Source organism: Rossellomorea pakistanensis, from assembly GCF_016908495.1.
GTDB lineage: Bacteria > Bacillota > Bacilli > Bacillales > Bacillaceae_B > Rossellomorea > Rossellomorea pakistanensis.
This window is the reverse complement of sequence record NZ_JAFBDZ010000004.1, coordinates 67,912-92,426: the sequence shown is the minus strand read 5'-3', so window position 1 is coordinate 92,426 and position 24,515 is coordinate 67,912. Positions and strand designations below refer to the sequence as shown.

Sequence of the window (24,515 nt, the reverse complement as noted above, 5' to 3'; positions counted from 1 at the left end):
AGGATAAATAAGGGTAATAATATAGATGAAAATACAAATATGATTCGGTAAATCCTGAAATTTTTTAGGTTTATATACAAAAGACCAAAGGATGAGAGAAATGTTATTGTTTCCTAAGCTTGCTGGAAAAATTGTTAATGAGGTTCAAATGGTAATAAAAGAAGATATCATCGTTGTTGATACGAAAGGGTTGATCATTGCCTCTACCCAACAAAACAGGGTAGGAACCTTGCATAAGGGTGCTCAATTGGTTTTACATACAAAGAAAAAACTATATATTGATGAATTTTTGGAAAAACAACTTGAAGGTGTAAGGATGGGGATCAATCTACCAATCCTAATTGATGGACGAATTATAGGGGTTATAGGGATTACTGGTAATCCAGTTGAAGTGGAGCATTACGCTGACTTAATCCGCAGGCTGACAGAATTGATTATTCAAGAAACTGTTCATGCCGAGCAGGTTGAATCAAAAACACGAGGATTAGAGTCCTATTTTTATGAATGGGTAAATGTAAAATCAGTAGATCAACAATTTATCGATCGTGGGCTAATGCTAGGAATACAAATGCAAGAACCTCATTTATGCTGCTTTATCCAATTAAAGAACATGAAACAAAAAAATGAAGATGGACAGTTTATCGAGAGGGAAATCTTCGAATGGTTTCAAAATTATTTTCAAATGGATGATGTGGTTCGCTTTGGGCCAGGGCGTTTTTTACTCCTTAAAAGTGTAGATCGTCACTATTCTGATGGGTATTTTCGTTCACAGTTAGGCGAAGTAAAAAAGTATGTAGAAATGAAGTATCATACTTCCCTATCGATTGGCGTAGGGAAGACTGTCGGAACTTATTTAATTGCTCAATCTTACAAGGAAGCACAAAAGGCAATGAAAGTGGCTGGAAAAAGTGAATCGATCGTATTTTACGAGGAATTACTACTGGACATTATGATAGAAGAAGTACCAATAGAATTAAGAAAAGAGTACTTGGAGAAAACAATTGGAAAAGTGAAAAATAATCAAGAATTAATGGATACATTGAAAATATACTTGGCAAATAATCAATCAGTGAAAGGGACAGCCGCAGAAATGCACATCCACATCAACACTCTACATTACCGATTAAAGCAAATGAAGGAGTTAACGGAAATCGATCCAAAGAAAACGGAAGGGATTGCACTATTTTATTTAGCGCTGAAATTAATGGATCGTTTATAGAAAATAAATTTGGTTGGCCAAAAATTTAGTTACCAGGAACGATAACTTTAATAGTGTGAACCTACCTCATTAAAAAAGTATTTCGTATGAAGAAGTTAGTAGAGTCAATTATTACTAAAGTTATATTTTCTTATAAAACTCATCCATAAAATTCAACTATTTTCCTATTTTTCTATAATTTGAAGGTTTTCATAATTTATAAATTGAATAATAACCAAACAGAAAGGATGTGGAGGCCATGAAGCGTTTAAAATTGTTTGGTTTTTTTGCGGTGATCTTAATGATGATGTCATCTTCTGTCTATGCAGCTCCGGCAAATAATCAGTCGGAACAAGCATTCGACAACAAAATCGTTAAGCGGATAAAGGTAGATAATATTTATAATCATGTCTACCAGTTATCAGAGGTAATTGGTCCCCGTGGTGCAGGTACTGAAGGGGAACAGAAAACGGTTGACTACCTTGTAGACCAGTTTGAGAGCTTTGGTTATGAGGAAGTGAATATACAAGAATTTACCTTCACGAGAAGGGGAGAGGAAATCACTGCTTATAATGTTGAAGCTGTCAAGGAACCGATGACAAACCATGATACAGGTCAACAAATCATTATCGGCTCACATCATGACTCTGTGCCATGGGGGAAAGGTGCCAATGATGATGCATCAGGTACTGGTGCTCTTTTAGAATTAGCAAGAGTCTTTGCAAACACCCCTACAGATACAACGATTAAGTTCGTTGCATTCGGTGCAGAAGAATATGGACTTTGGGGCTCCAGGAAATATGCAGAAGCTATGAGTCAGGAAGAAGCAGCCAGCACTGTCGCGATGTTCCAAATGGACATGGTAGGAAGTGCGGATGCAGGGGATCTCGTGATGTTTACGGCAAACGGAGAGAAGAACACGGTAACGGATCTTGGAGCGGCAGCCGGTTCTAGAGTGAGTGAGCTTGTACCTTACAGTGAGCTTGGCCGTAGTGACCACGTGCCATTTCATAACTTAGGCATTCCAGCGGCCTTGTTCATTCATACTCCACTTGAGCCTTGGTACCATACAGATGAAGATACAATCGAGCATATTAGTAAAGAAAAACTAAAGGATGTTGCAGATATTGTTGGTGCAGGTGTTTTTCAGGTGGCAAGAAAGGATACTCCAGCCCTTGAAAGATCAGCAGTCGCGCCTGTACCTGTCGATTACTATTATGAAGAGCCTGAGCTTTAATACAATAATCGTAAAAACAGGGCTGACTTTTACGTCGGCCCTGTTTTTTACGATTATTGACATTATTTAATAAGAGCGATTAAGTGAAAAGAAGGTTATATAAGAATAGATTTTTAGGTTTGTAAGTAGAATTTGTTTTTGACTGTAGAAACGTAAAACTGATATTTTTAGTTGAATTTTCAAAAAAATATTAATATATTCGTTGACAAGAATATTCCTTTTAGAGTATATTCAGTGTATGGAGAAAATTTTGAGTGCTCTTGCCGAACCTAACCGCTTACACATTATTGAACTCTTGCGTGATGGACCCCTTACAGTGGGAGAAATCGCCGATCAACTTCGGCTTCGCCAGCCTCAAGTTTCCAAGCATCTCCGCGTACTTAGTGATGCTGAACTTGTCGAAGTACACCCAATTGCCAACCGAAGAATCTACAAGCTGCGGCCCCAGCCACTTAAAAAGCTAGACGCCTGGCTGGAAACCTTCCGCAATATATGGGATGAAAGATTCAATCGATTGGACGATTACCTACTGGAACTACAAGGAAAGGAAAAGAAACAAGGCGATTGAGGAATTGGCTGCAGTAAGTAAACACGGCAATTCCAAATTATTCAGGAGGATGGTTTCATTTTAATCATGCAATTCAAATTTTATTTAGGGGGAAATGAAATGTCCGAAAACAAAGTAAGCAACAATCTGAAAACGAAAGTTGATGGGCGAGTTCTGATCATCGAAAGGATTTTCGACGCACCGCGGGATCTGGTATTCAAGGCTTATTCAGAACCGGAACATTTGGCGAACTGGTGGGGACCTAGCGGGTGGCAAACCGAAAATCGCCAGTTTGAGTTTAAGCCTAACGGTGTATGGCATTATTGTATGCGGTGCACAGATAAGAACCAAGGAGATTTTTATGGTCAAGAATCTTGGGGGAAAGCCGTTTATCATGAAATCGTGGTACCAGAGAAAATTGTCTACACGGATTCATTTGCCGATGAGGAAGGGAATGCTGTCGGTGACATGCCGAAGATGTTGATTACGATGGAATTCGAAAAACACGAAGGTAAGACAAAGCTTATTACGCGTACTCAATTTGCATCCGTTGAGACCCTTCAGCAAATCATGGAAATGGGTGTAGTCGAAGGTACTGCCTCACAATACAGCTGCCTAGACGACTATTTGAAAGAAATTCAGTAAAGTGGTTGCTGTTAATAGAATAGAAAAATAAACTTAATTTATGGCTTTTCATTGTAAAAATGCACAGGAAACTACAAGGTCCTGTGCATTTTTAGGTTTCCTAAACAGGTGTACTGGGAAATACAGATGGCTGTATGAATGATTCATGATAAATTTTTGTGAGTTAAGGATAGAGGAGTGCTCAGTGATGTCGGTTGAAGCTGTGAAATAGTGTGAAAGTTCGAATGACGTCTTTATAAGAGGATTTTGTTGCCATGAAAATACGCGGAAGCTGAAATGATGTATTTAATAGAGTACTTTGATGACATGAAACACGTATAAGCCGAAATGGTGGTAAGAAAAGAGCTCAATGTTGCCATGATAATAATCATATAATTGGAAAAAGATTGAGTATTTCACCTTAATTTGAAATAATTGTATTTGAGTAAAATGAAAGGTGGTTAAAGCGTGTATTGGGTTATAGCTCTGTTCGATGAGAACACTGAAAAAATCATTAAAGGGATATGGGGAGAATTATGCGAAAATTCAATTTCCTCCTATACAGAAGAAGTGAAAGATGGAAGACCACATATTACATTAGGGAATTACTCCAATTTAGACATAAGTGAATATACCAAAAGAATGGATTCGTTTTATGATCATAAAATGAGTATTGATATCACCTTCAATACAATTGGTTCGTTTTTAAATTATGGTACTCTATTCTATTCTCCAACTGTAACATCAGAATTGATTGAATTTCATACATATCACCATGAACATTTTAACGAGTTTAATGGCAAGGCTAATTCGTTATATTTACCCGGGAAATGGATTCCGCATTGTACTTTAGCCAATAGATTATCTCCTGAAAAGCTATCAGAGGCATTCCATTTTTGTTTAAAAAGAAGCGACGTAATCTACGGAAAAATAATAGAGGTTGCTTTGATAGAATTAGTTGATGAAAATAACAAATGTATCAATGCTCCGATCATATTTTCTAAGCGATTATTAATAGAATAGTATTCTCTTCTGAATTTCTAAGAATTGAAATAGAAATAGACTTTTAAACGAGGTGAAACATTGGGCTTATTATTTGAAGATGCTAGCAATCAAAGCAAATATCAAAAGATTTTAGTAAATGCATTCTTTTTTATACTAGTTTCGGACCAGATCAATAACTTTTTATTACATTTATCCTGGCTAAGTATGATTTTTGTTTGTTCATATTTTGTATTTATAATCCTATTTATAAAAGAAGTTATTAGGAGAAATCACAATAAAGATAAAAATTAAAAGGGAGATCTATATGAGTTACGAATTTATTAAAATGTCACAAACGCAAGCCGAAGATATTGCTTATCATTGGCACTACGATGGAGAATATTCTTTTTATGATTTCGAAGCTGACCCAGAAGATTTAGCAGAATTTTTAGACCCAAAGGGACGCGGGCATGCTTATTATGTTGTAAAGAAAGAAAATCAAATCATTGGATTCTTTAGCTTTAATGAAGACAAGGATCATTCCGTTGATATTGGTTTAGGAATTAAACCTGAATGGACAGGGAGAGGCTATGGTTTTAACTTTCTAAAAGCAGGGTTGAAATATGCTGTGTCAAAATTTAACCCACAAAAAATGACACTTTCTGTTGCAACTTTTAATCAAAGAGCAATAAAAGTGTATGAGAAAGCAGGGTTTAAACCGGTTGAGATTTTCATGCAAGATACAAATGGAAGCCGTTTTGAATTTTTGAAAATGGAGTATGAATGTAAACATAAATAATGGATGAAATCGCTCGTTTCAATAGGTACAAGTGCTATTTTTTAGAAAGAGGGAATTTCTATGGGTTTTATATGGCTTTCCATTCTAATTTTATGCTCTGGTTTAGGGTACTTATACGCTCTAAAAATGAGATCCACGTATTCGATGTATATTCTTAAGCCTTTAACTATGGCGCTGATTATTTGGTTTGCTCTTTTAACTGATGGCTTTACATCAAGCTATGGTGTTTGGATTGTAATTGGTTTATGTTTCTCTGTTTGTGGTGATGTATTTCTGATGTTGCCGAGCGACCGCTTTTTACAAGGACTGATCTCTTTTTTTATAGCTCACATCTGTTATATCGCGGCCATTCTTACAGAAACAGGTGGTAGTCCTTCTATTGTCTCGACAACCATATTGCTTATTCTAGCAGTCTTGTATTTTTTTATTTTAAAGCCAGGCATTATTAAACAAAGTGGAAAAACCATGCTACTACCTGTAGTCCTTTACATTGCCGTCATTTCATTGATGTTATGGGAAGCAGTAGGCATCGGTCAGGGCATAGTCTTCTCAGCTGCACTGTTATTTTACATCTCTGATGCTGTCCTCGCTTGGGATCGTTTTGTTCGGCCTTTTCGCTTAGGTCATCCCATCGTAATGGTGACTTATTTCAGTGCACAATACTTATTTGCATACAGTATACTTGTGATATAGTTAGGATTTATTTACTTATGAAAGCCCAATTCTCTATTAGAAGCTTTATCAATTTAAATATTCTTATTTCCTGTCCTTAGCTCTATTTAGATTTAGATGTAAACAATTTAAGCTCTTCTGTTTCACCCGGCAGTATTATGTTTCGGTCATATGCCATCCCGATCTTTTCTAGAAGCCTGGATGAATCATGATTGTCCTTAGATGTGATCGCCACAATTCGTTTAAGGCCAAGCTGATTGATTCCATATCCCAAAGTAGCAACAGCGGCCTCATAGGCATAGCCTTTAGATTGAAATTTTGATAGAAAAGCAAAGCCGATATCGACATCTTCCAAAGAATCTCTTTTAATTAATCCGCAAATTCCAATCGGCATTTTTTCCTCCTTGAGCTCGGTCAAATAAAGACCAAAGCCTAGTCGGGAATACATATCCATTGGTCCTGTTAAAATATAGTTTCTAGCGTCTTCTAAGGTTCCTACACCTTTGTCACCTATGAAACGTAACCATGAAGGATCATTTAAAAGCCGGAGAATAAACGAAGCATCATCAATTGATAACCAACGAATGATCAATCGATCAGTTTCCATTACCTTCATTTTTAATCACCTCATTTAAAAGTTTATACTTTTCTAATTAACTAGTTACTTGATTTAGTAGAGCTTTATCGGAATTCATTGTTATATATTAATGGAGAATAGAATATAATTCATTGAATAATATTACAATATATCGTAGTATTAACCAATAAAATGAAAAGGGTGACAAAAGCCGATGATCAACTAATCCATTCTTTATAGAAAATTTGTTTGTAGTTTATACACTAACATTTTTCTTGATAGGATTAGTATGGGCTTTTTGAATGAATACTAATTTAACGCCAAAAGGGTTATATTGTGCCCTTTTGTAATGATTTCTGCCCAGCCTCCTATCTGAAAAGTGGATAAGGAGGTTTTTGTTTTGGGGTTATTAGAATAGTAATCTTTTAAAAAATCAAATTAATTCCTTAACCTATTATAATGTAAAGGAGCGAACCTTAAATGACTGAGTTAATATACCATGTAGCTACAACTGTTGATCATTTTATTGCTGATCCAAGTGGCGTTGCAGACCAATCGATTTTCTTTTATGAAGGTGATCATGCTTCAGACTTTATTTCGGCGATTCAGCAATATGATGCCGTTTTAATGGGAGGTAAGACGTATGAGTGGGGATTTCAATACGGTTTAAAGCCAGGCGAACCGGGATATAAAGGGCTAAAACACTATATTTTCTCCAAAACAATGGATTTTGAGTCTAATGATGAAGTGGAATTAGTAAAGACGGATGCTGCCGAGTTTATCAAGAAGCTTAAACAGAATACAGACCAAAAAATCTGGCTTTGTGGCGGTGGACAACTGGCTGGTTCGCTTTTGGATCATCAATTGATTGATACCTTAATTTTAAAAGTCAATCCTGTTTTGATAGGTGATGGAATTCCACTTTTTGGATCCAGTAAAAAGCAAATCCATTTGGAATTAAGAAGTTTAAAAAAATACGAGAATGGGGTTATAGTGCCAACCTATAAAATTTTATATTATGAATAAAAATGTAGGGCTGTCCTTAATTCAATGACTAGAGGAGTATCTTCATCTATGGTCAACATATGGTTCCTGTTCACTTTTAGGACAGCCTCGTTATAGGAGATTAAGAATCAAAAAATTCTCGTTTTACTTTCTCGAAAGGAAAAAATAAATCTTCCAAACACCAAATAAAAAAAACATATACCCCCAAAAAGAATAAGAATGCTTCCATTCCTTATGATGGATAAACCACCCAAATTGCTCGGTAATTTGTTCGATCAAAACTATGATAAAACTAATCATAAGGATCATGATAAAACGTGAAACTGGCTGAATTCTTTTCGCAACAAATAAAAAGAAGACGGTGAAGAGAGGGAGGATGAGTAACGTAAACAAAATATTAATCGGAAAAATTTCAGGGAAAAGCCTCACGGGAAAGTGATACATGCCCTTTCCTACAAAAATCAAATCTAAATAAGTCCCCACTAATGATGAAAAAAGAGCGATGATTCCATAAGCATAAAGATCTTTACTCCCGTCTGTGAAAGATTGCTTTTTTTGTGACGATGGCAAGTTCGATTTTCTCAATCGTTTTACAGTAATCATCATAAATTTTTCCACCTACTTCTTTTTCCTCTTCGATTAAATAATCAGCAATTCTCCAATCTTCAAACCAGTCCCCGTTTTCAGCTTCTTGATGATCAACATTTTTCCAAGAGAATTGCAATGGAGGACTATATATACGCTTTGCTCCTTTTTTTAGCTGGCACTTTTTTGTTCTTTTGCGGTATATGGTGCCTGGTAATGATTCGTTAATAGTGTGAAACAAGTGATCCCAATAATCATTTCTAGAACCTGTATGGGAATGGTTAGTAGCCCAATTCAACACACCTTGGAAAATGGATTTTTGCTGAAAAAGTAATGAATATAATCTCTTTCCTAACATGATTCGTTCATGAAGGGACTCAAAGTGTTGCAAGGTTTCTCCGATTAAATGAGGTTTTTCAGTGTTTTGGTTCTTATAAAATGGAAAAATAATTTGATTAAAGCGCAGGAAATCATACAGTTTAAAACCAATTGTATTTAAGACCGTTTTTTTGAAATAATGGTTTTGAATCACTCTTTTTTCTAAATAACTCTGTTCATTAATAATGGTTGCGACAGCTAATATTGAGCAGTCTCCATTTTTCCAAAAGTTATTCCATATCGTTTCCATGAACCGTGAAACGTTTAAGTGGGGAAGAAGATAAAAAAGATTTTTCTTAAGTTTTAAGCTCTGCTTATATAGTAAAAATTGTGGGAAAACGTCTTGAAAGATTAACCAGTTCCCACGTTCTAAAAATGAAAAGAAGTTTTTCTGTTCTTTTTCAGACATCAATCTTGTAAGAAGGTCTCCTTTTAAATCTGTCATATGCCAGCCGCCATTTCGTGAGACCATATGACCTAATAAAGCCCAGTGGATTTCAGGATGCTGTCGATAAAAATCAAAATAAGCCTGTGTCCTGGTAACATTATTTACATTCAACTGTCTCGTCTTTTCTTTAATTTCATCAATTAGTTTTCTTTCATCCTTTGTCAGTTTCAATTTTACAAGTGAATCCGTTTTATGTTTGCTTTTTTTCTTTAATTCTTCTTTTATTTCAAGAAGAGATGTCTTCATTTTGCTCTTTGTTGGGAAACTCCTGATAGCCATCCATTTCCCTCCCGTCTTACAGATGCTCTTACAATAGGAAAAAAACTGTTTTTGCTAAGAGAGGGTAATCAGTTTTCTAAAACACCAGCCATATCATTCGTTTTCTGTAAGTTGTTATATGACTATCTTATTAAGTAGATTAGAAATAAATGATGAAGATTTAATGGAGATCAGACCATTGATGATAGGAGTGTAAATAGGGGAAGGCGGAGGGATGAAAGCAATAAATTGTAATCATTTGTTTGCGTGTTATGATTAATCAGAAAGGAATACCTTTTTTTTCGATTGGAAAAGAATCAGAAAATTTAATTTAGCGTATTATACTTAAGAACAAAAAAATTAACATCTGATCCAAAAAAAAACCTAAAATAGAGCCGTAATCGGCACATTTCAGGGTTTTTGGTAATTCCTTTAACTAGATTGTGTCCTGATACCAAAATTCACTTTAAATCCTCATAACTTTCAAAGTAACCTATCCCTTACACTTCAATAGCTGTAAATCAATATACATCTGGCATCGGGATGTGAAATCCTCAAAATCGATCGATGCCAAGTCTGTGATTTGTTTTAATCGGTATTTTAATGTATTTGGGTGGATAAAGAGCTGTTCGGCTGTCGGTTTATTGCGACAGTTATTTAATAGATAGACCTCAAGTGTTTTCAATAGGTTTGTATTACTTTGATTATCTTTCACTTGTAGTTTCAGCAGATCTTCATTCGTATAATTTGACTGTTTGTTATATAAGGATATCGGTTCAAGGTAACGGAATATTGAAAGTTTATTATACTCGAAAGGAAATTCACTTGGTGTCCCGATGAACTTCGCTGCTTTAATAACCTCCAGTGCTTCTGAGTAGCTATTACGAAGTTTAAGCAGGGATAAATATTCGTTTCCGATTCCTGCGTAGACAACCGCTCTTTTAAATTGGCTTAAGACAGTGTTTGTTAATTCATTCGCATTCTCTAGAAGGCTTCCTGGTGCAGGTGAGCTGCTTCCGATAAGAACGATGATATCTAATTGATTTGTAAATATATGAGTTGGTTGACTAAGAGCGTTTGCAAACAGACGGACGGTATCGATGAGCTCTGCAAAAATCTCTTCATCCGCTTGCTCTAGAGTAAAAACATTAACAATAAAGGCTTCTGTAAGAATAATTTTAAGGTTAGCGGCTTCCATCTTAATTTGATTTTCCGTTTGATAGACTTCCTCAATGATTTTTCGGTAAAATTGATTTTTTCCTTCATCTTTTCTCGCATTTAGAAGATTTTGCTGATAAAGCAGATTTCCGATATGAAAGGAGACATCATGCAAAAATTTAAATTCCTTTTCCGTTAATATTGAATCCGTTTCTTGAACCCAAATATAGCCGTATATTTGATCTTTATTTTTTGCGCTGACAACGACACGCTGGTTTAAGCCAATCTCTTTTATTTGACCAATACGAAATGGTTCAGGAATGCTTTTCAATTGATCGACGATTCCTTCTTCCATAAATTTTTCTAAAATGGGAATAGGCCACCGCTTTGAAAAAATCGTTTGCTGGTTGACCAGATCAAAGTGCTCAATATAATAAGAGCTGTATGCTAGCAACGAAAACTGATCATCCTCAATGATAACGGGCTTTTTTAAATAACTACTGACCATTTCGGTAATTTCGTTAATATCAATCAGCATAAAGACCTTTTCCAATGACTGTTTCAAAGGGCTCCCTCCTATATTTAATAATGATTAGTATATGGAATAGTATTAACCATTATCATACTGCCATTATTGACATCTGTACATGGAAAATATAAAAAAAGGTCTGTCCCTAAACCAAGATGTCAGGAACTACAATTCCCATAGATAGAGGATACCTTACAACTCTTCTATCTATGGACAGATAAAGTAGTTCTTGGACGCCTTTGAGGACAGCCCTTTAGTCGATTATTTCAATGCTTGTTTAAAATCTTCAAATTGTTTATCTACTTGATTAGAAGGTTTTTCTGTAATCAGACTGACAATCACGATAGCAATTAAGCTGGCAGCAAAGCCTGGGATCATTTCATAGAGGGTATCGGATAAACCGCTCCTTGACCAGAGTATGACGGTAGTGGCTCCAACAATCATTCCAGCTAGAGCTCCCCATCTAGTCATTCGTTTCCAATAAAGGCTGAGTAGAATAAGTGGCCCAAAGGAAGATCCAAATCCTGCCCATGCATACCCTACGAGATCTAGAATCGTTGAATTTTTTTCCCATGATAGAATTAAAGCGATTATCGAAATGATAAGAACAGATAATCTGCCGATAGTCACAAGCTCTTTGTCAGAAGCAGAACGGCGGAAGAATGTTTTATAAATATCCTCCGTTAAAGAACTGGAGGTCACAAGCAGTTGAGATGAGATTGTACTCATGATGGCTGCCAAGATCGCCGAAATTAAAAAGCCTGTAATAATGGGATGGAATAATACCTCACCTAATACAATAAAAACCGTTTCAGGATCTTCGAGGATATGGCCATTTCCAGAGAAATAAGCGATTCCCACAAAGCCTGTAAGCATCGCACCAATAATCGAGAATATCATCCAGCCCATCCCAATACGAGTGGCTTTCTTGATTTCCTTTACGGAGCTGATGGCCATAAATCGCACAATAATATGTGGTTGGCCGAAATATCCTAATCCCCAGGCAAATAAAGAGATAATTCCTAAAAGGCTTGTCCCCTTAAAAATATCGAGCATAGCAGGGTCAATCGAACGTACGGTTTCAATCGACGAATTGAAACCACCAACATGAAACAATGTAATGACAGGAACGAGAATAAGTGCAATAAACATGATCAAACCTTGAATGAAATCGGTCCAGCTTACGGCAAGGAATCCGCCGAAAAGTGTATAGGCTACAACAACGCCAGTAACGATCCATAATCCTGTGTGGTAATCAATTCCGAATGTGCTTTGGAATAAAATACCTCCAGAAACCATGCCTGAAGATACATAGAAGGTAAAAAATATTAATATAACAAGTCCAGAAATGAGACGTAGGATCTTTGATTTGTCACCAAAGCGGTTTTCGAGATATCCAGGAATGGTGATAGAATCATTGGCAACCTCAGTAAAGGTCCGTAATCTAGGTGCTACATAAAGCCAATTTGCCCAAGCACCAAGGGTTAAGCCGATAGCAATCCATGAGGCGTTAAGACCAGTGGCGAACATCGCACCTGGAAGTCCCATTAGCAGCCAGCCACTCATATCAGAAGCACCAGCACTCAAGGCTGTTACAGCAGGACCAAGAGTACGGCCACCAAGCATGTAGTCAGTTAAATTAGATGTTCTTTTATAGGCATAGTAGCCAATCCAGAGCATCCCAAGCATGTATATCGTAATAGATATCATTAATGCGTAATCCATGAAAAAACTCCTTTTATGAAAAAATATGTGATAATTTTTAATATTCAGAAAAATAAAGGTAGAAGAAAACACGTTTTTATGTTTTCTTCGTAAAAGCGCTTAATTGTATCATCTTAGCCTTTAAAAATCCCTTTAAAGGCAAAACTGATATTCTGTGGTCTTTCCGCCATGCGTCGCATGAAATAACCATACCAATCCAAGCCATATGGTACGTAAACGCGAACTTTATAACCATCTTTAACCAATCTTGATTGTGTCTTGCTTCTCATTCCATACAGCATTTGAAATTCAAATTGAGTCGTTGGTATATTATGTTTTTTAACTAGCTTTTTAGTATATTCAATGATCTGGTCATCATGAGAAGCAATCGCTGTATAATTGCCGTTCAGCAAGCTTTGCTCGATAAGCTTTTTATAATTTTCATCGACATCCTTCTTTTCAGGGAAAGCTACTTCTGGAGATTCTTTATAAGCTCCCTTAACTAAACGTAAGAATGGATGGTAACGTCCAAGATCTTTTAAGTCCTGTTCTGTCCTATATAAATAAGCTTGTAAAACAGTACTGATACAGCTGTATTTTTCCTTGAACTCTCTGAAAATATCAATTGTTGCTTGGCAGCGAGGCACATCTTCCATATCAATTGTGACCATGATATTATTCTTCTCAGCCGTATCTAAAATTTTGGTCATGTTTCTAAAGACAAGATTATGATCAATATCAAGTCCTAATGATGTCATTTTAAGGGAAACTTGAGAATCAAGCTTCTCTCTTGCAATCATCTCAATCGTTTGGATACATTCTTCTGTCCTTTCATTCGCAACCTCTTCTGAATCAACGAATTCTCCTAGATGGTCAACGGTAACAGACAATCCACTGTTGTTTAAATCCCTAATAAATCTCATAGAACTTTGAAAATCTATCCCACCAATAATTTTACCTGCAGCAAATTTTCCGCCTCTTTTTTGAGCTATTTTATTTAGTAAGCTGTTTTTAGACAGATATAGAAAAAAGTCTCTTGCAATCGCTTCCATTTCTGTAAGCACCTCCATAAAAGGGTTTGTAATTTATAATAATCTTACAATTTTGACACAGGTTTCAACAATGTTCCGGTAAAACAATAATTAGCCCTTAATTTTGTTAGTGAGAGACAATGGAAGGAGATCCTAAGGATTATCTTCTTATATGAACTTGACCTTGTTTTTAAAATAATAACGATAGATAAAGAACACACCTAATAAAAACAGACTATATAAACCAATCCCAGCAATAAAGATTAGTGGATGGGCAAAGATCTGATTTCCACCAAAAGCCAGCATAAACATGATTGGAATTTGGCCAACTGAAGTGGCTAATAGATATTTTAGGAAAGGAATATGATTCATTGCTGAATAGATATGAATGGCTGTTGGAGGAATGATCGAAATCAATCGACCGATTAGCACCGCTAAGAATGCATGATCCTTCATTGATTCATTAAATTTATTGATCTTTTTAAATCGTGGTGTATGCTTCTTGAAGTAGTCTGCAAATAGATATCGAGCGAGTAAATAATAGAATATTGCAGCTGAAACCCCACCAAACCAATTAATAACAAATCCAAGGATAATCCCATATTTCGTTCCCATTATTCCTGCAAACAAAGTAAATGGAATGATAGGGATAGTAGCAAATAATATTGAAAGAGCAAGCATTAGTGGAAGGTAGGAGGCATTATTATCATTGATCCAATGAATCAATAGGTCTTTGTTATAAAATCCTATGATCATTAGTAAAATATAAAAAAAGATCAGAAACGATTTCTTCAATTTATTCCTCCTGAACACAAAATAATCTCCCATTATTCTTTTCAAATTAAGTGTTTTTATGCCAACATAGGACATTCAACACAGGGGCGTATCTTCCGATTAAGTCTTATTTTTCCACAAATATAAATGATAACTGTGTTCAAAATAAAATAAAAAGAAGTGAAAAAAAAAATAAGGAGAGGCATTGAAGCATGAGAGGTTATCTGATTTCGATTTGGAGTTTTATTGACCCTATTTACTATTTTTGTACACGCTTAATACATCCTCCTGGTGAGGCAGGAGAAGGAAATATTTTAAGGATTAGATTAACACAATATAAAGGCAGGAATGTGGTTCTTTCAGATGGAACGCAAATTAATAAAAATGATACTTTAGTAAAAATTCATCTGCACAATGCAAGGATATTAAAAGAACTGAAAGGGATAAAAAGCGAACTAAAAAAAGCAAAAATCATTTATCGTTATGTTCAACATTCATTGCCGGGAGTGGAAGTTTATATTCGTAGTCGCTCTGACGAGATAAAAGGAATTATCGGCATTACCTTACTAAACAAAGGCTGTGAACGGCTTGGTTTTGAAATCGTTGACATTACGAATCCCATATACAAGTGGTTTAAATGGGCAGCATTTTTGCCAATTGGAATTCTCTCCAATCAAAATGGTTCTATCGGGTACTTTATTAAGCATCAGCAGCCAAATTATTTATTCATGTCTACAAAAAAGTTATCAAATATGTATAAACGATAATACTCGCCCCTTAGTAATGATGGCCCTAAAGATAAAGGGCTGTCCCAAATCCAAGTCAACATATAGATTTAATTTACAAAACCATAATCTATATAGATAAACAATGTGATTCCGAATCCCTTAAGGGACAGCCAATTTCTTTTTATACTGCTGTAACTTCTTCATTTTCAACTACTGGCAATGAGAATTCATGAAGAGTTATTTCAGGCCTGCTTCCAACACGGATATTAACACCTGTTTGGCCAAGACCTTCGCTAATATAGAAAGGTTTTCCATCCTGCCTATGCAAACCTTTTACTATATTCATTCTGGCAAGCTTCCCCATTTTTGCAAGGTGATACGCTTTAGGATAGCAAATTTGTCCTCCGTGGAAGTGTCCCGCAAGTAAATAATCGAAATGATATTTTTTCATGTGTAAAACAATATTTGGGTCATGGGTTAATACTAGGTTTGTCCCTGAATGAATTCCTTTATAAGAGGCTTCAAGGTTACTTCTTTTAGTACTAAAGTCATCGATTCCGATAATATTAACAGGTTTACCTTGTACATTAATCATTTCACTTTTATTTTGCAATACTTTGCAATTATATTGTTCAAGCGTTTCTATTAAGGTTCCTAAGTGATGGTTCCGTAAGACATAATCATGATTACCGAGAACGGCATAGATACCATATTTTGCGTTTAATCGATTCAGTATTTGTAAATAGGGGACAAGCTTTGGAATGGTCCGTTTGCGGTCGAGGAAATCTCCAGTAAGTGCAATCAAATCAATCGATTCATTTTTTAGCTTTTCATAGAGCTCGATAGGGGATATAGATATATTCTCAAGATGTAAATCAGAAAGTTGAAGAATATTTAATTTAGGATTTGATCCATCAGTTAATTCATGATCCATTTTAATTTTATTTAAAACGATATCTTTCGTGTTTTTATAAGCGATTTTAATTAACCAAAAAAGAAATACAGTTAATCCTGCGAAAAATAATATTTTCAAATTTAATCACACCTCCTATATCAGAGTATACAGGAAAAATACTGGAATTTTAACAAGTAATAGATGGTATTTGTCCCATGGTAGCTATTTCCATCACATCAAACCTAGAGAATAACAAGAGGTGCTTTATGAAAACAAATACAAAATCAATTTTATTTTTACCTTTTTTACAAATTCCTTCTGGTCATCATCAAGCGGCACAAGCCATCATAGATGATATTTTAAGCATTTATCCTCAGATCAGATGTGATAAGGTAGATATCCTTTCATACAGTTACGGGAAAATAGAATCACTCGTTTCGAAAGTATATCTTAAATGGATACATGCCTTTCCAGGGGTTTATAATTCCATTTATCAAAATTCCGTCTACAAAAATATAGAAAAAGAAAAACGATATCGTCTTTATGAGGTTCTTTTTCTTTATTTTATGAAACGGCTTATACAGGAAAAACAACCAGATCTTATAGTATGCACCCATGCTTTACCTGCTTACATGTTAAATTTTTTGAAAGGAAATAAAGAATTGAAGGTTCCCGTTGTCAATGTATATACCGACTATTTCATCCATCGGTTTTGGGGAATTGAACATATCGATTTTCACTTTGTTCCCTCTTATCAGATGAAAACTTTCTTAAATCAAAAAGGAATCAGCGACGAGCGAATTTTTATTACTGGAATTCCAATCCATTCAAAAATTAAAAAACAGGAACAAACGCCATTACCTTCAGTTAAGCCTGTACCATCTATCTTAATATCCGGGGGGAACTTGGGAGTTGGAGGAATGGAGGATTTAATCCAAAGAATTGCAGGGAATACGACTCAAAAGCAAATGAAATTCTATGTGTTATGCGGGAAAAATAAGGATTTCTATAACAAACTTAAAGGAATGCATCTTAACCACATTATCCCGTTCTCTTATATCGACTGCAGAGAGAAAATGAATGCACTTTATGATCAAATCGACGCTATCATCACTAAGCCTGGAGGAGTGACAATAAGCGAAAGCCTTTTTAAACGAAAGCCGATTTTTATCTATCATACATTGCCGGGTCAAGAGGAAATAAACCTGCAGCAGCTAAAAGGATTAGGGGTTGTTTTTCCTCTCAATAAGCCTGATATTGTCGAACAATTATTTTCGATTCTTCAAGACCAACAAAAGCTGCAACAATATCAACTTCAAGTAGCAAATTTTCATTCTTATATCCATTCAAAAGAACCATCAGAAATTATAGCGGAATTGTTAATAGGACATTGAAGTCCATTTACAAAGTCTCGGTTTTCACCCAAACAGTGATACATCAATTCTCTTTTAAGAATTGATGTATCTTAGTAAAGACTTCTTCTCGAATATTTTTTCCTTCATTAAATAATGCGTGCCGGCCGTTTTTGATAGGAACTACCTTTAGGCAAGGGAACTTATCTTGAATAAAGGCAAGATTATATTCCCAATCAACCGTCTTATCTTTGTCACCTTGAATCATGCAAGTAGTTGTGTTTGTTGGACTGTATGATTGAATTTCCTTGTTCCATTTGATCAATGCTTCTACCCAGCGAAGGGGAATCGCCTTGGGTTGTAAAGGGTCATTTTTTGTAAAAGACAGATAGTTTTTGCTAGAAGAGTTCTGCCGAAAGTTTCTACCTATGTCGTCAATAAAGGGAACGGGCTTAGTAAGAAATAAACCTACTTTGGTTAAATGCCAGTAACTTGATCGGATAAGGGGGGCGACCAACACCATTTTATTAAAATGATGATCGTGGTGCTTTAACACATAATTGATTGCAATGGCACCGCCTGTACTGTGACCAATAATATAAAATGGGCTGGACATTTCGTCTCTTGCTCTTTGCATCAATTTTTCCAGTACTAAAACATATTTGGAAAAATCATTGACAGAAGCCGCTTCACCACCAGAGAGTCCGTGCCCCTGCAAATCATAACTAATGACACAATAATGGTGTTTAATCAAGGATTGAATCATATTCTTTAAACTTCCGACATGGTCTAAATAACCATGCAATAAAAAAACGGTTCCTTTCCTTTCTTTAGGGGAAAAAATTTGGACCATTATTTTCGTACCGTCAATATCAACTTTGCCAAAATGAAAGTCAATACCTTCTAAGTTAAAACCGTAATAATCCAGATATGCTTCAATATCAGATGTCTTTTTTACCGGTGTGTGAAAGCTCACTGGTTTTTCCCAGCGTGACAAACGCTCCAAAACTTTCTCCATTTCTTTTTAGTCTCCTTATATATGTATATTATTTCTATTCCTTTGCTTTTGAAGCAAGGTGTTTTAAGACATATGTGCTATTCAAAATAAGTTTATAACATAAATAAATTTCACATTGGAAAAATAGTTACTATATACTTCAGTATCGGCTAAAAGATTTGGATTAATAATTAGAAAAAGGATGATTTATGTGGAAATTTCACAAGAGAAAATGGTTGAAAAATCAAAACCAGTTATCATGCTTGTTATTGATACATTAATGGACCCACCCCTAAAAGAGGCAATCAACAATAACCGGGCACCCGCACTCAAGTTTTTTATGGAGAAGGGCATGTACTTTCCAGATGTTGTTACTGCTTTTCCCACAATGTCTGTTAATGTTGATACGACGATCTTAACCGGTACCTATTGCAATGACCATCATTTACCTGGTCTGGTTTGGTTCAATAAAAAAGAAAATCGACTTATTAATTATGGGAGTCATATTCGTGAATTGTGGAAGCTTGGTCTTAGTCAATCACTAGAAGATATCCTTTTCAACATGAACGAAAATCATATCAGTAACGGGGTAAAAACCATCCATGAAGAATTAGAGGATAAAGGGAAGAATTCAGCTTCGATTAACACTCTTGTCTATCGAGGAAATACTTCCCATATCTATAGATTGCCTAAACTTTTAACGTGGTTTACTTCCATTCAAAAAGACCGTTCAACAATGGGGGCAAAGGCTTTTACCTATGGGTCATTAAAAAGAATAAGTACATCCAAACGGTATCAACGACTTTGGCAAAAATTCGGATTTAATAATTCTTTTGCCGTTCAAGAATTGACTTATTTACTAAAAAAAGATCAACTTCCTTCCTTTTCAATCGTTTACTTTCCTGAACTTGATCAAAGTGTCCATAAGAATGGACGTATGGATGTAAAAGGAATTGAAAAAGTGGATCAACATTTGCAAGATATTCTGAATGTATATGATTCATGGGAAGAAGCTTTGCAGGACAATATATGGATTGTGCTTGGTGATAATGGACAAGCATGGATAGATTCTGACCGTAAAGTCGCATTAATTGATCTAAGGGAACTATTAGGATCTTATCGTATTATGAAGCTTAGTAAAGGAGTTCAGCCAAAAGATCAGATTGTACTCGCTGTTAATGAGCGAATGTCCTATATTTACACATTAGATAAGGAGGTATTACCTATTCATACACTGATAGAAACATTACAAAATGATAAACGAATAGACGTCATTGCCTGGCAAGAAGGGTCACTTATTAAGATTACATCTGGAGAGAAAAAAGGTGAACTCCATTTTCGAGAAGGTGGAGATCTTTATGATGAATATAACCAAAAATGGTTTATAGAAGGGGATTTGGGATTATTAGATATTCGTATCGATGAAAATCAAATTCATTACGGTGACTATCCAGATGCATTGGCACGTCTATCCAGCAGTTTAAAATCACATGAGGGAGACTTTATCATCGTTAGTGCTAAACCAGGCTATGAATTTATTGGTGAAGGCTCACCTACTCACGTAGGAGGGGCTAGCCACGGGGGGTTACATCAACAAGATTCATTAGTGCCAATGATCGTAACAGGAACAGATTCAACCCCTTCTCATTTAAGAATGATCAATTTAAAAGAATGGATCTTATCTTTGATTCAATAGGCAAACGAAAAAAGAGTAGTATAAAAATGGGGGAAACTATTCTAGATTTTAGAGTTGGGTTTCTGTTCTCTTGAATTTGGGACATCATTTAAAAAGAAGATTTGCTGTTAACGGCAAATGATCAGAAGCAATGGGCATTGTAGTCACTACTTTTGCGTCAACAACCTTTATATTTTGACTGACATATATATAATCTAATCTTGTTCTTGGACGAAGTGATGGGTAAGTATACCCTTCTCCTTTTCCTGCAATCTCCCAAACATCTTTAAAATGATTGGTTACTTTTCTCCAGCCCTTCGATCCAGGTTTCATATTCCAATCTCCCATAATAATGATTGGAAGGGCTGTCTTATGAAGATGACTGATAATAAAATCTATTTGCTTCCTTTGAAGATAGGGATTAAGACTTAGATGGGTGACATTTATTTGAAAGCTCTGTCCTTGAATTTGAATAGTTGCATCGAGTAATGATCTTCCTTCAATCATCCCAGGGAAATAATTAAATAAATGAGTTTCCTTAGTTATAATCGGATATCGCGATAAAAGTGCATTTCCATATTGCCTTGGATTGGGTAATCCTTTCGATCCCATCGATATAGAGGGACTAAATGCATGTTCCATCTTTAACTGTTTCGCCATCCAACCAATTTGATCCTCATAAAGACTCCGTCTAGAAAAATGTTTATCGACTTCATTAAGGCCAATAATATCTGCCTTAGACTTATCAATAACCTCAGAAATTCTAACTAGATCAGACTGTTTATCGATTCCCTTGCCATGATGGATATTAAAGGTCATAGCTTTGATTTCCAAAATGCTCTCTCCTAAAAGTTATTCATTATAAGCGGTTTCGCATTCATCCTTCATTATTGAGAATTAACTATCATTTTAAACAATCTTAAGTAGATATCTGAACTAGATAGGTAACATCTTTGCCTGCTTCCTAAATATAATGCGGAAATAAACTGAATATTCCTTTTAATACGAACCTACATTCGGTTATAATGGAAGATATAAACAATAAGGGGTGCTGCTTAATGAACTCAATTGATCTATTAATTTTAAATTTTGAAGAAGTTAGAAGAAGGAGTATAAAGGTTTGGGATTCCATTCCGGAACAATATCTAGAATGGAAACCGGACCATGAAGCAATGACATGCTTAGAGATGGTTCGCCATGTTTTAGAAAGCGAACACTACTACCATTTGGCCCTTAGGAATCAAGGGAGCTTACATCATTTCGAATCTCCATTTGAAAAGCAGCCACTTGTATCTGTTGAAAAGGAATTGGAATTTGCGGCACCTTATAGAGAAGCTTTCCTAGAGCAAGTATCTCAGTATAAGGACGAAGATCTTTCAACGATTAACATTGATCGCTCTGATGTTGGTTATATTCGAAGGTTAGGAGATATGCTTTTGCGAATAGCCTATCACGAGTCCATACATACAGGTCAAATACTAGATTACTTGAGGACAGCGGGGGTTTCTAGAGCAGATATTTGGGATTAAGAAAACTTTTAGATGTAATAATATTAGAAAATTCATTTTATTAATCTTCAATAACCATCTTTAAACGAACAGAGGGGAAAACACTGATGAAACAAACCATTACGATTATCCACACAAACGATCTTCACGGTAACTATGACCAATTGTTAAGACAGGCTGCCTTTATCAAGAAACGTGTAAGTGAGCTAGAGGAGCAAGGAAAGAATTATATCCTACTAGATGGTGGCGATCATTTAGATATGAGTATTAATGAATGTCTTGCTACAAATGGCGGGATGCACTTAGAAATGCTCGAGGATATTGGCTACCATGCGATGTCAGTAGGAAACAATGAGCTATTACGGTCAACACCAGAGTTAATTCGAAAGCTAAGTCTAAAGTCGAAGGTTCCATGGTTGTTATTAAATCTGGTTGAAAGCGATGGTGCAAGCATTGGCGGGGTTAAAGAAACTCATATAGTAGAAGTAGGAGATCATTTAAAAGTGGGTCTCTTTGGAGCAACAGATCAATTTGGGGATCTTTATGAAAATAAACATGGTTTTCGTAATCGGAATACATTAGAGTCTATTAATAAAGCCGTAACCGATTTGAAAGAACACGGTGCGAACTTAATCGTATTCCTTTCCCATCTGGGTTACGATGCTGACCTTACACTAGCTAAAAGCTTAAGTGGAATGGTGGATGTGATTGTTGGAGCGCATACTCATCATGCCCTTGAACGTCCGGTTGTCGAGTCAGATGTCGTGATTGTTCAAGCAGGTTGCTATGGTAATTATGTAGGTGAGTTAAATCTTGAATATGACCTCGATGAAGGAATAATAGAAGAGTATAAAGGGAAATTAACAGAAATAAAACTAGATTCAGAGTGTGATCCCAGTATGACTGCAATACTAGAACGGGGGCGTGAACAAACGAAAGAGTTTCTATCAGAAGCGCTGTCTTATACCGGGCAAGCCCTTTCTCACACAGATTTGATTAAACGAATGGCTGAAGGTATGCGTGACTTTTGGGATGCAGACATTGGCATCATGTATGGTGGAGCAGCGACTGATGGTATGGAAAAAGGAAGTATTACGAAAGGGAAGGTTTTGAATTTATGTAGGAGTATGCATTCTCCAGTGTTGATTGAAATGAAAGGAGAGCAGATTGTTGGACTCATCAAGGACAGGTTCAAAGAAGAGATCACGTCTAAGAAGGTTTATGGTAATGGTTTTCGACCTCATGGAATCGAGATTGGTGCTCTTGAATTCTCTGGTATTACATGGATAGATCAATCTGGAGTCATAACAGATATTAAAGTAAACGGAGAAAGCTTAGATGAGAACCGAGTGTACACTGTCGGGAGTGGAACTCCATTATTGTATGCAGAGGTATGTGGGTATAAGTCTGTTTCTGGTTGTAAAATGATCGATATCGGTAAAACCGTAATGGTCAAAGATGTGTTTATGGACTTTTTGAAGAAAAGCTCAGGAGCTTCAGATAAAGTAAATGCTTAAAAATCAGGCGTACTTGTTGTATTTAATCGCTTCTGTTATTTCAAGCATAGGTACAGGGATGCATTTTATCGCGATTACATGGTTAATTCTCGAAATGACCGATTCGACTACAAAGGTTGGGATCACTCTTGCCATCAGTTTTCTCCCTTTGATGTTTCTTGCTTCATTCGGTGGAATAATTGCCGATCGTTATGATCGAAGAATTGTCATGGTCGTGTTTAATCTCTTTCGTTTCCTTTCGATAAGCCTTGTCCCTGTTGTTTATTGGGTTGGCGATTTATCGATATTCTTCATTTACTTTATGCAGTTTCTGAACTCGATTGGGACATCCTTCTATATGCCGGCAAATTCCGCTTTTATCCGCGAAATCATTCATGATGACCAAATGTATCGGGCTAATGCGACAACTCAAGTTTGGATCCAGCTTGGAAAACTTTCTGGTGCTGGACTAGGAGGGGTGTTTATCGCTTGGTTTGGATCAATTAACGTAGTTTTCATGAATGCTATCACATTTCTGGTTGCAGCGATGTTGATTTTCTTTGCAAGAAAAGGATATGTTTCCCCTCAAAGTGAAAAAGGACCTAAGCGTAAGTTTTGGGTGAACCTCAAGGAAGGAACATCACTTTTATTCAAACAAAAAGGTCTCTTTTTCTATGTCTTTTTAACTTTATTACCTTCATTCTTTGTTCATATCTATAATCTTGGAGTTGGCGTGTTTGTAAAAGTAGAGTTGAATGAAGGGGCAGATGCACTTGGGATAATTGATGGAGCTTATGCCGTCGGAGCTCTAGTGTTAGGGCTGTTCATATCTAAGCAGGCTGATTGGTTAAAGAATAAAAAGATCATCCCAATGGTGGTCATGATGATGGGGCTCCCCTTTTTGATGTTTAGTCTTAGCTCTTCAGTAGCGGCGGCTGCTATTAGTGTTTTTCTTCTCGGAGCAGCTTTTCAGGTTGCATTCACGATGTTTAACACACTAATTCAGATTACACCACCAAAAGAGTTTGTGGGAAGAATAAGTGGATTCGCGAAGTCATTGCAAAGCCTTCTTGCATTTGCTGGACTACTTTATTTTGGTGGTTGGCTAGAGGAGAGCTCCGTTCGGACTTTATTATTGGGGATATTCTTGTTACTAGTCTGTATTGGTGTTTTTGTTTGGGGGAAAGACCTGCTTTTAGTTAGGAAATTTCGTGATACAGAGAAAAAGAGTGCTTAAATAAGAAGTCCTCTAGCATATTACAACCTAGGGGACCTCGTTTGAAAAAGGGTAGGTTTTCCTGTACTACTTCCAGATCAACATTATAGAAAAGTTTAAGGAAGAGTTTTTTAATTGTA

At 36.0% G+C, this 24,515-nt stretch carries 24 protein-coding genes; 14 read left to right on the top strand and 10 right to left on the bottom strand.

The window, feature by feature from the left end:
• Positions 1–100: 100 nt before the first annotated feature.
• From JOC86_RS18120 to JOC86_RS18090, 7 genes are all read left to right on the top strand, one after another.
• Entirely contained in the window at positions 101–1,219 is a 1,119-nt protein-coding gene (locus JOC86_RS18120; RefSeq protein WP_205174356.1) for a CdaR family transcriptional regulator, read from the top strand.
• Positions 1,220–1,457: 238 nt separating this feature from the next.
• Positions 1,458–2,435 (top strand): M28 family peptidase, encoded by a 978-nt coding sequence (locus tag JOC86_RS18115; protein WP_205174355.1) that lies wholly within the window; start codon positions 1,458–1,460, stop codon positions 2,433–2,435.
• A gap of 238 nt (positions 2,436–2,673) precedes the next feature.
• On the top strand, positions 2,674–3,003 hold the full coding sequence (locus JOC86_RS18110) for an ArsR/SmtB family transcription factor (RefSeq protein ID WP_205174354.1): 330 nt from the start codon (positions 2,674–2,676) through the stop codon (positions 3,001–3,003).
• Positions 3,004–3,102: 99 nt separating this feature from the next.
• Positions 3,103–3,627, top strand: a complete 525-nt coding sequence (locus JOC86_RS18105; protein WP_205174707.1) for an SRPBCC family protein — start codon at positions 3,103–3,105, stop codon at positions 3,625–3,627.
• 447 nt (positions 3,628–4,074) lie between these two features.
• Positions 4,075–4,629: a 2'-5' RNA ligase family protein gene (locus JOC86_RS18100; RefSeq protein ID WP_205174353.1), complete on the top strand. Its 555-nt coding sequence runs from the start codon at positions 4,075–4,077 to the stop codon at positions 4,627–4,629.
• A gap of 286 nt (positions 4,630–4,915) precedes the next feature.
• Positions 4,916–5,389 carry a GNAT family N-acetyltransferase gene (locus JOC86_RS18095; RefSeq protein WP_205174352.1) on the top strand — a complete coding sequence of 158 codons (474 nt, stop codon included), beginning with the start codon at positions 4,916–4,918 and terminating at the stop codon, positions 5,387–5,389.
• A 60-nt stretch (positions 5,390–5,449) separates the two neighbouring features.
• Complete coding sequence (locus JOC86_RS18090; RefSeq protein ID WP_205174351.1) at positions 5,450–6,082, top strand: lysoplasmalogenase; 633 nt, start codon at positions 5,450–5,452, stop codon at positions 6,080–6,082.
• An 82-nt stretch (positions 6,083–6,164) separates the two neighbouring features.
• Here the strand turns inward: JOC86_RS18090 and JOC86_RS18085 are convergent, their stop codons facing one another.
• Positions 6,165–6,677 (bottom strand): GNAT family N-acetyltransferase, encoded by a 513-nt coding sequence (locus tag JOC86_RS18085; RefSeq protein ID WP_205174350.1) that lies wholly within the window; start codon positions 6,675–6,677, stop codon positions 6,165–6,167.
• Positions 6,678–7,118: 441 nt separating this feature from the next.
• Between JOC86_RS18085 and JOC86_RS18080 the strand changes: the two genes are divergently transcribed.
• The gene (locus JOC86_RS18080; RefSeq protein WP_205174349.1) at positions 7,119–7,664 is read left to right on the top strand and encodes a dihydrofolate reductase family protein; all 546 of its coding nucleotides are present in this window, start codon (positions 7,119–7,121) and stop codon (positions 7,662–7,664) included.
• A 123-nt stretch (positions 7,665–7,787) separates the two neighbouring features.
• Here the strand turns inward: JOC86_RS18080 and JOC86_RS25350 are convergent, their stop codons facing one another.
• From JOC86_RS25350 to JOC86_RS18055, 6 genes are all read right to left on the bottom strand, one after another.
• Positions 7,788–8,246 carry a CBO0543 family protein gene (locus tag JOC86_RS25350; protein WP_419096122.1) on the bottom strand — a complete coding sequence of 153 codons (459 nt, stop codon included), beginning with the start codon at positions 8,244–8,246 and terminating at the stop codon, positions 7,788–7,790.
• Complete coding sequence (locus JOC86_RS18075) at positions 8,170–9,333, bottom strand: DUF2515 family protein (protein ID WP_205174348.1); 1,164 nt, start codon at positions 9,331–9,333, stop codon at positions 8,170–8,172. Before JOC86_RS18075 ends, JOC86_RS25350 begins: the two co-directional genes overlap by 77 nt.
• Before the next feature lie 472 nt (positions 9,334–9,805).
• On the bottom strand, positions 9,806–11,035 hold the full coding sequence (locus JOC86_RS18070; RefSeq protein ID WP_205174347.1) for a PucR family transcriptional regulator: 1,230 nt from the start codon (positions 11,033–11,035) through the stop codon (positions 9,806–9,808).
• 225 nt (positions 11,036–11,260) lie between these two features.
• A complete protein-coding gene (putP, locus tag JOC86_RS18065; RefSeq protein WP_205174346.1) occupies positions 11,261–12,724 on the bottom strand; it encodes a sodium/proline symporter PutP in 1,464 nt (487 codons plus the stop codon).
• 113 nt (positions 12,725–12,837) lie between these two features.
• Positions 12,838–13,755, bottom strand: a complete 918-nt coding sequence (locus JOC86_RS18060; RefSeq protein ID WP_205174345.1) for a proline dehydrogenase family protein — start codon at positions 13,753–13,755, stop codon at positions 12,838–12,840.
• A gap of 147 nt (positions 13,756–13,902) precedes the next feature.
• On the bottom strand, positions 13,903–14,529 hold the full coding sequence (locus JOC86_RS18055; protein WP_205174344.1) for a TVP38/TMEM64 family protein: 627 nt from the start codon (positions 14,527–14,529) through the stop codon (positions 13,903–13,905).
• Between the two features lie 191 nt (positions 14,530–14,720).
• Between JOC86_RS18055 and JOC86_RS18050 the strand changes: the two genes are divergently transcribed.
• The gene (locus JOC86_RS18050; RefSeq protein ID WP_205174343.1) at positions 14,721–15,275 is read left to right on the top strand and encodes a YkoP family protein; all 555 of its coding nucleotides are present in this window, start codon (positions 14,721–14,723) and stop codon (positions 15,273–15,275) included.
• Positions 15,276–15,417: 142 nt separating this feature from the next.
• Here the strand turns inward: JOC86_RS18050 and JOC86_RS18045 are convergent, their stop codons facing one another.
• Positions 15,418–16,269, bottom strand: coding sequence for a metallophosphoesterase (locus JOC86_RS18045; protein WP_205174342.1), 852 nt, complete (start codon positions 16,267–16,269; stop codon positions 15,418–15,420).
• A gap of 128 nt (positions 16,270–16,397) precedes the next feature.
• Between JOC86_RS18045 and JOC86_RS18040 the strand changes: the two genes are divergently transcribed.
• The gene (locus tag JOC86_RS18040; protein ID WP_205174341.1) at positions 16,398–17,525 is read left to right on the top strand and encodes an MGDG synthase family glycosyltransferase; all 1,128 of its coding nucleotides are present in this window, start codon (positions 16,398–16,400) and stop codon (positions 17,523–17,525) included.
• Between the two features lie 43 nt (positions 17,526–17,568).
• On the opposite strand, the gene JOC86_RS18035 is transcribed toward JOC86_RS18040, so the two are convergent.
• Positions 17,569–18,501, bottom strand: a complete 933-nt coding sequence (locus tag JOC86_RS18035; protein WP_205174340.1) for an alpha/beta hydrolase — start codon at positions 18,499–18,501, stop codon at positions 17,569–17,571.
• Between the two features lie 211 nt (positions 18,502–18,712).
• Between JOC86_RS18035 and JOC86_RS18030 the strand changes: the two genes are divergently transcribed.
• The gene (locus JOC86_RS18030; RefSeq protein WP_205174706.1) at positions 18,713–20,176 is read left to right on the top strand and encodes an alkaline phosphatase family protein; all 1,464 of its coding nucleotides are present in this window, start codon (positions 18,713–18,715) and stop codon (positions 20,174–20,176) included.
• A gap of 84 nt (positions 20,177–20,260) precedes the next feature.
• Here the strand turns inward: JOC86_RS18030 and JOC86_RS18025 are convergent, their stop codons facing one another.
• Positions 20,261–20,989 carry an endonuclease/exonuclease/phosphatase family protein gene (locus tag JOC86_RS18025; RefSeq protein ID WP_239587692.1) on the bottom strand — a complete coding sequence of 243 codons (729 nt, stop codon included), beginning with the start codon at positions 20,987–20,989 and terminating at the stop codon, positions 20,261–20,263.
• A 224-nt stretch (positions 20,990–21,213) separates the two neighbouring features.
• Here JOC86_RS18025 and JOC86_RS18020 point away from each other — a divergent pair, with 224 nt between their 5' ends.
• From JOC86_RS18020 to JOC86_RS18010, 3 genes are all read left to right on the top strand, one after another.
• Positions 21,214–21,684 (top strand): DinB family protein, encoded by a 471-nt coding sequence (locus JOC86_RS18020; protein ID WP_205174339.1) that lies wholly within the window; start codon positions 21,214–21,216, stop codon positions 21,682–21,684.
• A gap of 86 nt (positions 21,685–21,770) precedes the next feature.
• Positions 21,771–23,180, top strand: a complete 1,410-nt coding sequence (locus JOC86_RS18015) for a bifunctional metallophosphatase/5'-nucleotidase (RefSeq protein WP_205174338.1) — start codon at positions 21,771–21,773, stop codon at positions 23,178–23,180.
• Entirely contained in the window at positions 23,173–24,396 is a 1,224-nt protein-coding gene (locus JOC86_RS18010; protein WP_205174337.1) for an MFS transporter, read from the top strand. Before JOC86_RS18015 ends, JOC86_RS18010 begins: the two co-directional genes overlap by 8 nt.
• The last annotated feature ends 119 nt before the right edge of the window (positions 24,397–24,515 follow it).

Bases quoted from the DNA above. Each gene is read 5' to 3' on its own strand.
- JOC86_RS18120 (WP_205174356.1), top strand. From the start codon at position 101: ATGTTATTGTTTCCTAAGCTTGCTGGAAAAATTGTTAATGAGGTTCAA.
- JOC86_RS18115 (WP_205174355.1), top strand. From the start codon at position 1,458: ATGAAGCGTTTAAAATTGTTTGGTTTTTTTGCGGTGATCTTAATGATG.
- JOC86_RS18110 (WP_205174354.1), top strand. From the start codon at position 2,674: ATGGAGAAAATTTTGAGTGCTCTTGCCGAACCTAACCGCTTACACATT.
- JOC86_RS18105 (WP_205174707.1), top strand. From the start codon at position 3,103: ATGTCCGAAAACAAAGTAAGCAACAATCTGAAAACGAAAGTTGATGGG.
- JOC86_RS18095 (WP_205174352.1), top strand. From the start codon at position 4,916: ATGAGTTACGAATTTATTAAAATGTCACAAACGCAAGCCGAAGATATT.
- JOC86_RS18090 (WP_205174351.1), top strand. From the start codon at position 5,450: ATGGGTTTTATATGGCTTTCCATTCTAATTTTATGCTCTGGTTTAGGG.
- JOC86_RS18085 (WP_205174350.1), bottom strand. From the start codon at position 6,677: ATGAAGGTAATGGAAACTGATCGATTGATCATTCGTTGGTTATCAATT.
- JOC86_RS18080 (WP_205174349.1), top strand. From the start codon at position 7,119: ATGACTGAGTTAATATACCATGTAGCTACAACTGTTGATCATTTTATT.
- JOC86_RS25350 (WP_419096122.1), bottom strand. From the start codon at position 8,246: ATGATTACTGTAAAACGATTGAGAAAATCGAACTTGCCATCGTCACAA.
- JOC86_RS18075 (WP_205174348.1), bottom strand. From the start codon at position 9,333: ATGGCTATCAGGAGTTTCCCAACAAAGAGCAAAATGAAGACATCTCTT.
- putP (WP_205174346.1), bottom strand. From the start codon at position 12,724: ATGGATTACGCATTAATGATATCTATTACGATATACATGCTTGGGATG.
- JOC86_RS18060 (WP_205174345.1), bottom strand. From the start codon at position 13,755: ATGGAAGCGATTGCAAGAGACTTTTTTCTATATCTGTCTAAAAACAGC.
- JOC86_RS18050 (WP_205174343.1), top strand. From the start codon at position 14,721: ATGAGAGGTTATCTGATTTCGATTTGGAGTTTTATTGACCCTATTTAC.
- JOC86_RS18040 (WP_205174341.1), top strand. From the start codon at position 16,398: ATGAAAACAAATACAAAATCAATTTTATTTTTACCTTTTTTACAAATT.
- JOC86_RS18035 (WP_205174340.1), bottom strand. From the start codon at position 18,501: ATGGAGAAAGTTTTGGAGCGTTTGTCACGCTGGGAAAAACCAGTGAGC.
- JOC86_RS18030 (WP_205174706.1), top strand. From the start codon at position 18,713: ATGGTTGAAAAATCAAAACCAGTTATCATGCTTGTTATTGATACATTA.
- JOC86_RS18020 (WP_205174339.1), top strand. From the start codon at position 21,214: ATGAACTCAATTGATCTATTAATTTTAAATTTTGAAGAAGTTAGAAGA.
- JOC86_RS18015 (WP_205174338.1), top strand. From the start codon at position 21,771: ATGAAACAAACCATTACGATTATCCACACAAACGATCTTCACGGTAAC.
- JOC86_RS18010 (WP_205174337.1), top strand. From the start codon at position 23,173: ATGCTTAAAAATCAGGCGTACTTGTTGTATTTAATCGCTTCTGTTATT.